The sequence below is a fragment of the Bradyrhizobium huanghuaihaiense genome, from assembly GCF_007830635.1.
Classification (GTDB): Bacteria; Pseudomonadota; Alphaproteobacteria; order Rhizobiales; family Xanthobacteraceae; genus Bradyrhizobium; species Bradyrhizobium huanghuaihaiense.
Genome location: NZ_VLLA01000002.1, coordinates 599,078 through 612,977, shown reverse-complemented (window position 1 = coordinate 612,977; position 13,900 = coordinate 599,078). Strand labels below are relative to the sequence as shown.

The 13,900-nt window shown below is 66.6% G+C and carries 13 protein-coding genes; 1 reads left to right on the top strand and 12 read right to left on the bottom strand.

The window, feature by feature from the left end:
• Positions 1–134: 134 nt before the first annotated feature.
• The 8 genes from IQ16_RS06805 to IQ16_RS06765 form a co-directional block, all read right to left on the bottom strand.
• Entirely contained in the window at positions 135–365 is a 231-nt protein-coding gene (locus IQ16_RS06805) for a hypothetical protein (protein ID WP_035668117.1), read from the bottom strand.
• A gap of 35 nt (positions 366–400) precedes the next feature.
• Positions 401–721 carry a hypothetical protein gene (locus IQ16_RS06800; RefSeq protein ID WP_244635545.1) on the bottom strand — a complete coding sequence of 107 codons (321 nt, stop codon included), beginning with the start codon at positions 719–721 and terminating at the stop codon, positions 401–403.
• Between the two features lie 567 nt (positions 722–1,288).
• The gene (locus IQ16_RS06790) at positions 1,289–2,782 is read right to left on the bottom strand and encodes an ABC transporter substrate-binding protein (RefSeq protein WP_018647666.1); all 1,494 of its coding nucleotides are present in this window, start codon (positions 2,780–2,782) and stop codon (positions 1,289–1,291) included.
• A 56-nt stretch (positions 2,783–2,838) separates the two neighbouring features.
• A complete protein-coding gene (locus IQ16_RS06785) occupies positions 2,839–3,843 on the bottom strand; it encodes an ABC transporter ATP-binding protein (RefSeq protein WP_018647667.1) in 1,005 nt (334 codons plus the stop codon).
• The gene (locus IQ16_RS06780; RefSeq protein WP_026312757.1) at positions 3,840–4,853 is read right to left on the bottom strand and encodes an ABC transporter ATP-binding protein; all 1,014 of its coding nucleotides are present in this window, start codon (positions 4,851–4,853) and stop codon (positions 3,840–3,842) included. Before IQ16_RS06780 ends, IQ16_RS06785 begins: the two co-directional genes overlap by 4 nt.
• Positions 4,854–4,855: 2 nt before the next feature.
• The gene (locus IQ16_RS06775) at positions 4,856–5,749 is read right to left on the bottom strand and encodes an ABC transporter permease (RefSeq protein ID WP_018647669.1); all 894 of its coding nucleotides are present in this window, start codon (positions 5,747–5,749) and stop codon (positions 4,856–4,858) included.
• Entirely contained in the window at positions 5,746–6,696 is a 951-nt protein-coding gene (locus IQ16_RS06770) for an ABC transporter permease (RefSeq protein ID WP_018647670.1), read from the bottom strand. The genes IQ16_RS06775 and IQ16_RS06770 overlap by 4 nt, the downstream gene beginning before the upstream one ends.
• A 317-nt stretch (positions 6,697–7,013) precedes the next feature.
• Positions 7,014–8,435 carry an amidase gene (locus tag IQ16_RS06765; protein WP_026312758.1) on the bottom strand — a complete coding sequence of 474 codons (1,422 nt, stop codon included), beginning with the start codon at positions 8,433–8,435 and terminating at the stop codon, positions 7,014–7,016.
• 121 nt (positions 8,436–8,556) lie between these two features.
• Here IQ16_RS06765 and IQ16_RS06760 point away from each other — a divergent pair, with 121 nt between their 5' ends.
• Positions 8,557–9,444 (top strand): LysR family transcriptional regulator, encoded by an 888-nt coding sequence (locus tag IQ16_RS06760; protein ID WP_018647672.1) that lies wholly within the window; start codon positions 8,557–8,559, stop codon positions 9,442–9,444.
• Between the two features lie 3 nt (positions 9,445–9,447).
• On the opposite strand, the gene IQ16_RS06755 is transcribed toward IQ16_RS06760, so the two are convergent.
• Genes IQ16_RS06755 through IQ16_RS06740 form a run of 4 tightly spaced genes read right to left on the bottom strand, consistent with a single transcriptional unit; the run spans position 9,448 to position 13,899 of the window.
• Positions 9,448–10,383 (bottom strand): carbohydrate kinase family protein, encoded by a 936-nt coding sequence (locus IQ16_RS06755; protein WP_018647673.1) that lies wholly within the window; start codon positions 10,381–10,383, stop codon positions 9,448–9,450.
• 6 nt (positions 10,384–10,389) lie between these two features.
• Positions 10,390–12,036, bottom strand: a complete 1,647-nt coding sequence (locus tag IQ16_RS06750; protein WP_018647674.1) for an FGGY-family carbohydrate kinase — start codon at positions 12,034–12,036, stop codon at positions 10,390–10,392.
• Positions 12,037–12,076: 40 nt separating this feature from the next.
• Entirely contained in the window at positions 12,077–12,850 is a 774-nt protein-coding gene (locus tag IQ16_RS06745; RefSeq protein WP_018647675.1) for an SDR family NAD(P)-dependent oxidoreductase, read from the bottom strand.
• Between the two features lie 41 nt (positions 12,851–12,891).
• Positions 12,892–13,899: an ABC transporter ATP-binding protein gene (locus tag IQ16_RS06740; RefSeq protein ID WP_018647676.1), complete on the bottom strand. Its 1,008-nt coding sequence runs from the start codon at positions 13,897–13,899 to the stop codon at positions 12,892–12,894.
• Position 13,900 lies beyond the last annotated feature (1 nt).

Sequence of the window (13,900 nt, the reverse complement as noted above, 5' to 3'; positions counted from 1 at the left end):
TGATTGGTCACGCAAGTTCCCGACAGGGACCGGAAGCATCTGGCCGGAAAAACCCGCGGACGGCGCGGCGCCGCCGGATCAGCGGTTGTCTCCGCGAATTCAACTCGCGGGATTCGTGCACTGACACGCACGCCTCATTTGTCTTTAGGGCGCTGCGGCTTTTCCTTTCCCGCGGCCTGCGAGGTTCGGCTTGCGGGGGCCTCAAAGACCGCAATCCGGCGATCGAGTTGCCAGAGCTCGACGTCGTTGACATCAACCAGTTGCGCAGCACGTTCTCGTGCTTCCTGCTCGTCGGCACACTGCAATTTCGCTACGCTTATAACGTGGCGGTGCTGATCCAAAAGATAAGCCCGGTAGTGAGCCATCCCCAAGTCTCCCTACGCCCGCGTTTATCGGATCATCACCTCAATCCTTCAATCAGCATTTTCCAGCCGAACGCATCGTTCGCCGTCAGCAGCAAAGCGCCAAGCGCTGCCAGGTGGAACGGCAGTTCGCAATCGGGACGCGCGTTCATATTGCCGACAAACGAGGCGACCGCGTTCTTGAGATCGCCTCGGTCCAGATGATCGAAGGCCCGTTGCTTGCAACGCTCGACATATTCATCGCGCGCCATCTCAACTAACAGGGAACGTTCCATTTCGTTTGCCCCACCGATGACTTTTTTCGATCGCTGGGGAATTGGAACGAAGCAGGCTTTTTCCGTCTGTTCGAAAAGCGACAAACGGATCTCTTTTGCCGGCAAGTGTGGGAATTGGGATACAGGCGCGCATCCGCATGAAGAGAAGAGTTGCGGATAGCACGCCTACAACGCAGCCTTCGAGACGCCCGCCGATGGCGGGCCCTCAGGATGAGGGCGGAGTGCGTGGCGGCAATTTCAAACGGGGCCAATGCTGCTTAGCCGCATCCTGAAGAGACCGCGGGGGCGATCGTCTCGAAGGACGAGGCGCTTGCTCAGGCCGCCACCAACGCCATCCGCGATAGCCCTCCCCCACGACGGCAGGGGAATCGCATATGGCGTGCACGATGCTGCGCCATCGGCGCTGGGCTCCCTCTCCCGCTTGCGGGGGAGGGCTGGGGTGGGGGTGTCTCCGCGGTGGGATTGTTGAATTGTGGAGGGCGTCTCTGCGTGGCGAGAGCCCTCACCCGCCGCGCTCTGCGAGCGCGTCGGCCTCTCCCGCAAGCGGGAGAGGCGGAGCAAGCCCGCGGGCAATCTTCGTGAAATCCATATGCATAGCTCTGCCCACGACGGGCGAGGGCACAGCAATGGGCACCGCGCTGTCGTCGCCCCCTACTCCCAATACCAGGTCGAGAAATCGTTCTCGAACTGCGGGACTTCCTTCCAGACGCCCTTCAGCTTCTTGTTGGTGACAGTCGGCCATTGGGGCTGGAACAGGTAGGCGGAGACGGCGTCGGTGGCCAGCATGCGCTGGGCGTCGCCGAGCAGTTTTGCGCGGGCGGCTTCATCCGGCGTCGACACGATTTGCTTGTAGAGCGCGTTGAACGCCTCGTTGTTGTAACCGAGATAGTAGTCCGGCTCGGTGATCTTGACGAGGTCGAACGGCTCGACATGGCTCACGATGGTGAGATCGAAATTATGCGGGCTGTTCGGCGCGAACACCTGCGACAGCCACTGCGCCCATTCGACGTTCTCGATCTTGGCGACGATGCCGACCTTGGCGAGCTGGGCCGCGACGATCTCGCCGCCCTGCCGCGCATAGGGCGGCGGCGGCAGCTTCAGCGACAGCTCGAGCGGCGTGGTAACGCCGGCCTCGGCCAGAAGCTTCTTGGCCTTCTCGGGGTCGTAGGGGTTGATGCCGGTGGTGTCGACGTAACCGAGCGATCCCGGCGTGTAGAAGCTGCCGATCGGCGTGCCGTAACCCTCGACGGCACCATCGATCAATGCCTTGCGGTCGATCGCAGCGAGGATGGCACGGCGAACGCGGACGTCGTCGAGCGGCTTCTTGCGCTCGTTGATCGCGACGATGGTCTTGGCCCTGGAGCCGCCGATCAGCACCGTGAAGCGCGGATCAGACTTGAATTGGGCAACGACGCGGGTCGCAATGCGCGGAAATGCGTCCACATCGTTCGAGAGCAGCGCCGCGGCCTGGGCGGCCGGATCGGAGATGAAGCGGATCGTCACCTTCGACAGCTTGATCGCCGAGGCGTTGCGATAGTCCGCCCATTTGTTGAGCGTGATCGAGGAGCCCTTGGCCCAGGCCCCTAACTGGTAAGGCCCGGTCCCGACCGGCTGCGTGACGTTGGTGGCTGCGCTCTTCGGCTCGACGATCGAGCCGCTCGCCTGTCCGAGAAGGAACGGCAGGTTCGGCTCGGAATACTTCACCGTGATCACGACGGTGTCGGCGTCGGGCGTCTCGACCTTCTCGAACGCCTGGTACAGGCTCTTGTCCTTGTTGGTGCTGGTCGCAGCGGCGTTGCGGTCGAACGAGAACTTCACCGCCGCGGAATCGAACGGCTCGCCATTGTGGAATTTGACGCTCTTGCGCAGCTTGAAGGTGTAGGTCTTCAGGTCGGGCGACGCGGTCCAGCTCTCCGCCAGCAGCGGCGAGACGGAGCCGTCCTCGTTGATCTTGGTGAGCGTCTCGTAGATGTTGTAGAGCGTGACCTCGGCGATCGCGGCCGCAGCGGCATTGGTCGGATCGAGCCCCGGCGGCTCCAGCGTCATCGCCATGACGACGCTGTCCTTCTTGCTCTGCGCCAGTACAGGCAAAGGCGCCGCGGCGAGCGCGGCGGCAAATGCGACGATGGATAGTTTCCTGAACATCTCGTAACTCCCCGGCCTGCTGTCTTCGTGAGCCTATGCCAATCCTGCTCCGGACACTAACCTTCCATGGCGGCCTGCGGCAACGCCATCACAGACTCCGCCTTGTGACAGGCGGCAAGGTGCCCCTCGCCCACCCTGCGTAGCTCAGGCAGGGCCTCGCGGCAATGCTGGTCGGCGAGTGCACAGCGCGCGACATAGGGACATCCGGTCGCGGCCGCCGATTGCGAAGCGATCGCCTGGGCTCCGCGCCGGCGCCGGCCGCCCCCGGCGCGCGCCCGTGGCACGGCATCCAGCAGCGCCCGCGTATAGGGATGGGCACAATGCTCGAACAGATCTTCGGGGCGCCCCTGCTCGACGATGCGGCCGAGATACATCACCGCGACCTCGTCGCAGAGATAGTCGACCACGGCGAGGTCGTGGCTGATCAGGATGTAGCTGAGGCCGAACTGCTCCTGGAGGTCCTGCATCAGGTTGAGCACCTGGGCCTGCACGGAGACGTCGAGCGCGGAGACCGGCTCGTCGGCGACGATCAGCTTCGGCTGGGTGATCAGCGCGCGCGCGATCGCGATGCGCTGGCGCTGGCCGCCGGAGAACTCGTGCGGATATTTGTCCATGTCGGCTTCGCGCAAGCCGACTTGCTTCAGCACGGCGGCGACGCGGTCGCGGAAGGTGGTGCGGTCGGCACCTTCCAGCACGGTGAGCGGCTCGGCGACGATGCGCGCGATGATCTGGCGCGGATCGAGCGAACCATAGGGGTCCTGGAACACCATCTGGAAATCGCGCCGGGCGCGCCGCAGTTCGTCTGGCGGAATGCGATTGAGATCGCGGCCGAGCAGCGCGACCTGCCCCGAGGTCGGCCGCTCCAGCGCCATCACCACCCGCGCAAACGTGGACTTGCCGGAGCCGGATTCGCCGACGATGCCGAGGCTCTTGCCGGCCTGGACCTGCACGCTGACGCCGTTGAGCGCGCGCACCTGTCCGGGCGGACGGAACAGGCTCTCGCGCGGCAGCGTGTAGCGCTGCTCGAGATCCTTCACATCGAGAAGAGGCGCGGTGCTCATGCGGACAGCGCTCCGACATTCGCAGCCATAGAGACGTCCGTTCGGATGCAGCGCACGCCATGTCCGGGTCCGACGTCCGCCATCGGCGGCAGCGCGGCGCGGCACGCATCGATCACGAGCGGGCATCGTTCCGAGAAGGTGCAGCCGGCCGGAAGATCGGCGAGCTCCGGCACCGTGCCCGAGATCGTCTTCAGCCGCGTCCCCTTGCGCGCGCCGAGCTTCGGCCGCGCGCGGAACAGGCCCTGGGTGTAGGGATGACCCATGCGGCGGAACACCTCATCGGTCGGCCCGCTCTCGACCACGGTGCCGCCATACATCACCATCATGCGCTGGACGTTCTCGGCGATGACGCCGAGATCGTGCGAGATCAGGATCATCGACATGCCGCGCTCCTCGACGAGATCGGCGATGAGGTCGAGGATCTGGCCCTGGATGGTGACGTCGAGCGCGGTGGTCGGCTCGTCCGCGATCAACAGGTCGGGCTCGCAGGCAAGCGCCATCGCGATGGTGATGCGCTGGCGCTGGCCGCCCGAAAACTGGTGCGGATAGGCATCGATCCGACGCGCCGGATCGGGCAGCCCGACGCGATCGAGCAAGGCGATCGCTTCTTGTCGCGCCTGCCCCGCCGAATATTTCTTGTGACGCCGCAGCGGCTCGGCGACCTGGTTGCCGATCGTGTGCATCGGATTGAGCGCGGTCATCGGCTCCTGGAAGATCATGCTGATGCGGTTGCCGCGCAGGCGGCAGTAGTCCGCATCCGCAAGCCCGGCGAGCTCGTTGCCGTCGAGCCTGATGCTGCCGGTGACGCGTGCGCTGTCCGGCAGCAGGCCCATCAGCGACATCGCGGTGACCGACTTGCCGCAGCCGGACTCGCCGACGAGCCCGAGCGTCTCGCCGCGCTTGAGGGAGAAGCTGACGCCGCGCACGGCCTGTGCGGGCCCGCGGCTGGTGTTGAGACGGACGCCGAGATTGTCGACCTCGATCAGCGGCATGGTGGAGCGCTCCGCCATCGTCATCGCTCCCGCGCCAGCCGGGGATCGAGCAGATCGCGCAGCCCGTCGCCGAGGAGATTGAGGCCGAGCACGGCGATTGCGATCGCCGCGCCCGGATAGACCGCGAGCATCGGCGACAGGAACAGCAGCGTCTGGGCATCGTTCAGCATTCGCCCCCAGGACGGCTGCGGCGGCTGCGTGCCGAGGCCGAGATAGGACAGCGCGGCCTCCGCGAGAATGGCGAGCGCGAACTGGATGGTGAGCTGCACGATCAGGATCGACAGGATGTTGGGCAGCACGTGCTCGATGGTGATGCGGAATTTGCCCTTGCCCGAGGCCCGCGCGGCCAGCACGAATTCGCGCGCCCAGATCGCGTTGGCCGAGCCGCGCGTCAGCCGGGTCAAGGTCGGGATCTGGAAGATGCCGATCGCGACGATCGAGGTCACCATGCCGGGGCCGACCACCGCGGCGAGCATGATCGCCGAGAGCACGGCCGGAAAGGCGAAGGTGAAATCGGAGAAACGCATGATGATCTCTTCGGTCCAGCCGCGCTTGGCGGAGGCGATCAGGCCGAGGCAGACGCCGAAAGTGAGACCGATGCTGACCGCGATGATGCCGACCGCAATGGTGGAACGCGCGCCGGCGAGCAGCAGCGAGACGATGTCGCGGCCGAAGGAATCAGTGCCGAGCCAGTGCGCGGCCGAGGGCGGCCGCAGCTTCGAGGCGATGTCGATCTCGTAAGGCGACCACGGCGTCCACACCAGCGACAGCAGCGCCGAGACGAGAACGAGCAGGCTGAGGGAGCCGCCGAGGACAAAACTGCGATGGCGCAGCGCGCGGCCCCAGAAGGTCTTGGCCGGCAGACGGCGCGTCGCGACGGGTGCGTCAATGGAAGTGGTCACGGGCGCGGTCACAGGTCGTGCACCTTGATACGGGGATCGATCAGCGCGTAGAGCACGTCGACGACGAAATTGACGATGACGACCATGGTCGCGAGCAGCATCACGCAATTGCGCACCACGATCAGGTCGCGGTTGGCGATCGACTGAAAGATCAGCCGGCCGAGGCCCGGCAGGTAGAACACGTTCTCGATCACGATGGTGCCGGCGAGCAGGTTGGCGAATTGCAACCCCATCACCGTCATCACGGGGATCATGGCGTTGCGCAGCACGTGGCTCCACAGCACCTCGCGCTTGCCGAGCCCCTTCGCACGGGCGGTGCGGACGAAGTCCTCGCGCAGCACTTCCAGGACCGCCGAGCGCGTGACGCGGGCGAGGATCGCGGCCTGGACCACCGCCAGAGAGACTGCCGGGAGGAGCAGCGACTTGACGCCTGGCCAGACGCCGTCCTCCCAGCCGGCGAAGCCGCCCGCCGAAAGCCATTGCAGCCGTACTGCAAACAAGAGAACGAGAAGGATCGCGAACCAGAAATTCGGCAGCGCGATGCCCACTTGCGTCAGCGACATCACGCCGACGTCGCCGAGCTTGTTGTGGTTGGCGGCGGTGTAGATGCCGGCCGAGAGCGCCAGCGTCACCGTGATCGCCATCGACATGATCGCGAGCGGAATCGTCAGCACCAGCCGCTCCGCGATCAGGCCGGCGACCGGCGTGCCATAGACATAGGAATTGCCGAGATCGCCAATGAGGAGGCCCTTGATCCATTGCAGGTAGCGGATCGCCAGCGGCTGGTCGAGCCCGAGCTTGGCGGTGAGCGCGCGCACCGCGTCCGGCGAGGCGTCGGCGCCCATCAGCATCTGCGCGGCATTGCCCGGCAGCGCGTCCAGCACCAGGAAAATGATCAGCGACGCGCCGACCAGCGTCGCCAGCAGGGTCAACAGACGTCGGAGGACAAAGACGCTCATGTGCGGTCGGTTTCAGGGCTCATCCGCGGCACGATCAACATGTCCGGGCGGCGGAGGCAAGGGCTTTGCGAGCGCACCGTCACTCTATCACCGTCACCCCCGCGCAACGGCGAAGCCGTTGTCGCTGGAGGTGCGCGCCCTTCGGCGCATCGCGCCGCAGGGCAAGCCTCGAAGGGCGACGGCCCGGCTGCATCTCGGCCGTTCATCCTTCGAGGCTCGCTGCACGGCGCGGCGCGCCGCGCGGCTCGCACCTCAGGATGACGGGAACGACAGCGAACCAGCACACCCTTGAACAATGCGGTCTCCATAGGCTGTCCTTATTCCGGCCAACGGGACAGAAGGCCGCTCGAGGCCTCGAACAGCGCGCTGACCCGCAGCAATTCCGCATCAGCCCGGAAGCGGCCGACCAGCTGAAGCCCGACCGGCAGGCCGTCGCGGGCAAAGCCTGAGGGAAGGCTGACGGCGGGATGGCCGGTCATGTTGAACGGCATGGTCCAGGGGAACCAGTTTGGCCGGACGCTGTCGAAATGCGCCCCGTCGATCTCGATGCTGCCGAACAGGTCCTGCTTGATCGGCAACGCGGTGCGCGTGAGGGTCGGCATCGCCAGAAAGTGCCCCCGCGCAAGCAGGGATTGCACGCGGCGGAACAGCGCGGTGCGCGCGAACATCGCCTCCTGATAGTCGACGCCGCTGACCTCGGTGGCGAGCGCGAGCTGCTTGAGGAAGGCCTCGCTCAGCTCGTCCCCGTGCTCGGCGGCGAGCTTGGCAAAGCGCGTGCGCCAGACGGTGTGGTTGATGGCGCGCCAGATCGGCTCGATGTCGAAGCCTTCGCCGGAGAATTCCTCGAGCTCGGCGCCGAGCCCGGCCAGCCGGTCGAGGCTCGCCTTGAAATTGGCGGCGACCTCGGCGGAGACGGGGCGGCCCGGCGGCGTCAGGCAATACAAAATCCTCTGCCCGTGCAGGTCGCCGCGCGGAGCGGCGGTGCCGACGAAATCGGGCACGGGGAGACCGATCGACCACGGATCGCAAGCGTCTTCGCCCGCCATCGCCTGCATCATCAGCGCGGTGTCGGCGACGGTGCGGGTGGTCGGCGTGACATAGGTCTGGTTGCCGAAGACGTCGAGCGCCTGGCTGTGCGGGATCACGCCGTTGCTCTGCTTCAGGCCGACCACGCCGTTGCAGGCGGCGGGAATCCGGGTCGAGCCGCCGCCGTCGGTCGCGATCGCCAGCGGCGCGATGCCGCTCGCCACCGCCACCGCCGCGCCGCCGCTGGAGCCGCCGGAGGAGCGGCAGGCATCCCAGGCATTGCGGGTGCGGCCGAACAGCGGGGAATCCGTCAGGCACTTGCTGCCGAATTCCGGCGTCGTGGTCTTGCCGATCAGGATCGCGCCCTCAGCTCGCAGCCGCGCCACCGCGACGGCATCCTCGGTCGGCACATTGTCCTTGTAGGGAACGGCGCCGAAGGTGGTCTTGACGCCCCTGGTGTTGACGATGTCCTTGACGGTGACGGGGATGCCATGGAGCAGGCCGAGCGCCTCGCCCGCCATCACCTTGCGCTCGGCGGCGCGGGCCTGCGCCATCGCCTCGTCGCCGCACAGCGTGATGAAGCAGTTCAATTCGGGCTGGAGCGCCTCGGCGCGGGCGAGCACGGCGCTGACGATCTCGACCGGCGAAATCTTCCTGGCGGCGACGAGGCCGCGCAGGTCGGTTGCGGACAGCAGACAGGGATCGCCGTTCATCGTCACATCACGCTCCGAAAGCCCGCCGCCGTTGGCAGGCATTGACAACGAGAATGACAGTTTTGTTAACTCGCCGTCCAATACGATTTTGGTCGCCAACCCATACGTTTTCGGTATGCCAATGGATCTCCGCCGGCTCCGCTATTTCGTCGCCGTGGCCGAGGCGCGCAGCGTCGGCAAGGCCGCCGAACGGCTGCGGATGGCGCAACCGCCGCTCTCGGTGCAGATCCGCAAGCTGGAGGCCGAGGTCGGCGCACCGCTGTTCCGCCGCGGCACCCGCGGCATGGACCTGACCGAGGCGGGCCAGGCGCTGCTGGTGCGCGCCAGCGAAGCGCTGGCGCTGGCGGCCGACGGCATCGAGGCCGCGCGCGCGGTTGCCTCGGGCCGGCGCGGGCGGCTCTCAGTCGGCTACATGTTCGTGCTGGCCAATGCGATCCTGCCGCGGCTGATCCCCGAGCTGCGCCGCTCGGTGCCCGGTGTCGACCTCGACTTCGCCGAGCTCAGCGCCTCGACGCGCGAGGCCCGGGTGCTCGATCGCACCGTCACAGTCGCGCTGTGCATGCCGGCCATCAACCATCCCGAGATCCAGGTGGCGCGGATCGGTGCGCAGCGCTTCATGCTGGCGATGCCGACCAACTCGCCGCTCGCGCGCCTCAGCTCCGTGCCGATGGCCCGGTTGCACGGCCGTCCGCTGATCGCGCTGCCACATCCGGACCATGGCCCCGCATCGTCCGCCGTGGTCCCCCTGCTGCGCCGGCACCAGGTGGTGATGCCGATCGCGAGCCGGGTTGAGACGGTGCATTCGGCGATGAGCCTGGTTCTCGCCGACGAAGGCCTCGCGATCCTGCCCGCCTGCGCGCAGCTCGGCGCGCCGCGCGGCATCGTGTTCAGGCCGCTGCGCGATGCCACGGACTCCCTCGACATCGCGGTCTGCTGGCGGCGGGATTCGCACAGCCCGCTGATCCGCACCTTCCTGAAATGCGCCGAGAAGGTCGTCGCGGCGTTGTGACGGCTACAGGCTCCAGGTGACCTCGTGGCTCCAGGGCGGATCGGCGCCCGGGCGGGTGCAGGTCAGGCCGGCGCAGTTGGCGGCAAAGGACAGGGTGCGGCGGAGCTCCTCAGTGCTGATGTCCTTGAGCCGCTCGCGGACAAGGCGCCCCTGCTTGTGCAGGGCGAACAGCAGCGCGGCCTGAAAGCTGTCGCCCGCGCCGATGGTGTCGGCGACCTCGACCTTTGGTGCCTGCACTTCGATCTGCCCTGCGGCCGCATGCCAGGCGATGGCGCCGTTGTTGCCGCGGGTGATGACGACGAGGCTAGTGCCCTGCCCCAGCAGCGCGCTCGCCCGCTGCTGGTAGGACTCCTCGCCGAAGAGATAGGCGAAATCGACGTCCGACATCTTGATGAGATCGGCAGAGGCGCCGAACTCGGCCATGCGCGCGAGATAGGCCGGCTTGTCGTTGACGAGGTTGGGCCGGCAGTTCGGATCGAAGGAGATCGTGGAGGATGCGCGGGCATCCGCGATCAGCGCCTTCGTCTCGGCGGCGCCCTGGTCGTTGACGAGCGTGGTCGAGCCGACATGGACGGCCTCGACCGTATCGAAAGGAATGCTCCCGCGCCGGTAGGTCCAGCTCCGCGTCGCGGTCTCGGCGTCATAGAAGGCATAGTGCGACTCGCCCGCGACGATGCGGACGAAGGCGAGCGTGGTCTGGCGGTCGCTGCGGGTGGCGAGATCGAGCATCACGTTCGAGGCGGTTGCGTGGTCTGCGATCATCCGCCCGAACAGGTCGGTCGAGATGCCGCCGACGAAGCCGGTCGGCGCGCCCAGCCGCGCCATGCCGATCGCGACGTTGAGGCAGGAGCCGCCGACCGCGGGCATCACCGCCTCGCGTCCCTCCGTGTTCCGCATCGGCACGAAATCGATCAGCGCATCGCCGCTAGCAATCAGCATGTCTCTTCAACCTCTGGCGATGCCGGCCATCGCGGCACGGCTGCCGCGATCGACCTCGCGGAGCAGCTTGTAGACCTCGCGCTTGCGCGTGTGAAATGCGGCCATGTCGGGCGCGGTCGGCTCGCTCTTGCGCCCGAGCGCCGACATCTTGGCCATGGTCTCGCCGATCGAGGCGTAGGCGCCGCCGGCCACCGCCCCGAGCATCGCGGCGCCCAGCAGCACCGGCTCCTTCGTTTGCGGAAGTGCAACGGTGAGGCCGGTGGTGTCGGCCATGATCTGGCGCACCAGCGGGCTGCGGCTGGCGCCGCCGCCCATGATCATGATGCTGGAGCGCACGCCATGCGCGGCAAAGGCCTCGATCACCTCGGCAAGACCATAGGCGAGCCCGCAGAGGCCGGCGACGAACAGCCGCTCCATCGAGGCGATGTCGGTGTCGAGATCGAGACCGGCGATCACCGCGCGCGTGTCGGGATCGGCATAGGGCGAGCGGTTGCCGATGAATTCGGGCAGTACATGGACATCGCGGGCAAGCAGAGCGGCGCGGCTGGCATCGCCGGCGCGTGCGATGATGCGGCGCTCGAGGAATTCGATGAGGTCGAGGCCCTCGCTGCGCGCCGCCGCGCTCGCATCAGTATGGCCTGGATGCGACTTGAGCAGATGGTCGATCGCCGCGCCCGCGGCCGACTGGCCGCCTTCGTTGAGCCAGAACTCCGGCACCATGCCGGAATAATAAGGCCCCCACACGCCCGGCACGAAGCACGGCTCTTTCGTCGTCGCCATGATGCAGGCCGACGTTCCCATGATGTAGGCGAGCCGGTCGCTGACATCGCTCGCGCCGCCCGCCCCGTCGCGGCCGCCGATCGCGCCGATGCCGCCGGCATGGGCGTCGATCAGGGAGGCGCCGACAGGCGTGCCCGGCGGCAGGCCGAGCTCGGCTGCGGCTGCCGGCGTGAGACCTGCGCCGAGGCGGGTGCCGGGCGCAACGATGTCGGTGCCGATGCGGGCGTATTTTTCGGCGACGAAGTCCGACAGACCGATGCGCTTGAAGAACGGCGCGCTCCAGCCGCCGCCATCATGGGCGAGATAGTTCCACTTGCAGGTGACGGTGCAGGTCGAACGCTGCAGCGAACCGGTCGCGCGCCAGGTCAGATAGTCCGCCAGATCGAAGAAGTGACCTGCGGCGTCAAAACTCGCGCGCAGATGCCGCTTCAGCCACAAGAGCTTCGGCATCTCCATCTCCGGCGAGATCGAGCCGCCGACATAGCGCAGCACGGCGTCCTCGGTCTCGTTGATCAGCCGCGCTTCGGCCGTGGCGCGATGGTCCATCCAGACGATGACGTTGCGCTGCTTATAGCCGGAGGCGCTGACGGTGAGCGGCTCGCCCTGCGGATCAAGCACCACGAGGGAACAGGTGGCGTCAAAACCGATGCCGCCGATGCTGTCGGGCGCAATCGCCGCTTCCGCCATGGCCGCGCGCACCGATTTGACGCAGGCGTCCCAGATGTCCTCGGAAGACTGCTCGACGATGTCGCCGGCCTCGTGCCAGATCCTGATCGGATGCCGGGCGGTGGCGAGCAAGGTGCCGGCCTCGTCAAACACCCCTGCCCGCGTGCTCGTGGTCCCCACGTCGACGCCGATATACGCTCGCGGCATTGTCGCTCCCGGTCGCTTTCCGTCAATTTTGACGATAAGCCTACCAGCAAGTGTAGCCGCCATCCACCAGCACGATGCTGCCGGTCATCAGGCTCGCGGCCTCCGACGACAGGAACAGCACGACGGAGGCGATCTCCTCGACCTGCCCCATCCGCGCCATCGGGGTTCCGCCGATCCAGGCGTCGTACATCTTCGGATTGCTCTTCACGAAGGCGTTCAGTGGGGTCTCGATATAGGTCGGCGCCACCGCATTGACGCGAATGCCGCGCGCGCCCCATTCGGCGGCCAGCGACTTGGTCAGGTGGTGCACGGCGGCCTTGGAGGCGTTGTAGAAGCACTGCTCCTGCGGCTTGTTGACGATGAAGCCCGACATTGAGCCGACATTGACGATGGCGCCGCTTTTCGCCTTCAGCATGTGCTTGCCGAATTCGCGGCAGCACCAGAAGGTGCCGTTGAGGTTGACGTCGATGACGTTGAGCCAGTGCTCGTCGGTGACGGTCTCCGCCGGCGTCTCGCTGCGGGCGATGCCGGCATTGTTGACGAGGATGTCGACCTGGCCGTGGCGGGCAACGAGGTCGTTCGCGACCTCCGCCACGCGCCTCGTGTCGGTGACGTCCATGATCGCGGTCTCGACGTCAAAACCCTTCGCCTTCAGGCCGGCTTTGGCGCTGTCGGCGATCTTGCTGTCGCGGTCGCCGATGATGACCCGGGCGCCGGCCTCGGCCAGCGCCTCGGCGCAGCCAAGGCCGATGCCCTGCCCGCCGCCGGTGATGAACGCGGTCTTCCCGTTCAATCTGAATTTTTCCAGGTACATGGTGGTCTTTCCGTTTCTTGCCGTTGTCTTGCCGTTTCTTGTTAGCCTCGAAGGGCATTGCCGCCGTCGTCGAAGCGGTGAATGCGCTGGGGGTCCGGCACCAGCGAGACGCGGTCGCCGGCATGCAGGCTCAATTCGCCAATGTAGCGCGCGGTCAGCATGCCGAGTGGCCCGGCATCGACATAAAGGAAGGTGTCGCTGCCGAGATGCTCGGCGACCGCGATCGTTCCCTGCCAGCCGCCTCCGCCGTCGCGCTCGATCTTCAGATGTTCCGGCCGTACACCAATCGTCGCCGCCCCCTTCTGCAAGGCGAGCTCACCGGTGACGAAATTCATCTTGGGCGAGCCGATGAAGCCGGCGACGAAGAGATTGGCCGGCCGCTCGTAAAGCTCCAGCGGCGAGCCATATTGCTCGATCTTGCCGCCGTTGAGCACGACGATCTTGTCGGCCATGGTCATGGCCTCGACCTGGTCGTGGGTGACGTAGATCGCAGTGGTGCCGAGCTGCTTCTGCAGCCGCGTCACCTCGATGCGCATCTGCACGCGCAAGGCTGCATCGAGGTTGGAGAGCGGCTCGTCGAACAGGAACGCCTTGGGCTCGCGGACGATGGCGCGCCCGATCGCGACGCGCTGGCGCTGGCCGCCGGAGAGCTCGCGCGGCTTGCGGTCGAGATAAGGCGAAAGGTTCAGCGTCGCGGCGGCGGCCTCGACCTTGCGGTTGATCTCGTCCTTGGCAAGGCCCGCCATCTTCAGGCCGAAGCCGATATTGCCGCGCACGCTCATATGCGGATAGAGCGCGTAGGACTGGAACACCATCGACAGCCCGCGCTTGGCCGGGGGCGTGTCGACGACGTTCTTGCCGTCGATCAGGATCTTGCCGCCGCTGACGTCCTCGAGCCCCGCGATCAGCCGCAGCAGCGTGGTCTTGCCGCAGCCGGAGGGACCGACGAACACCACGAAGGAGCCGTCGGCGATGTCGAGGTCGGCGCCCTTGATGATGTGCACGGGGCCGAAGGATTTCTGCACGCCCTGAAGTGTGATCTGACCCATG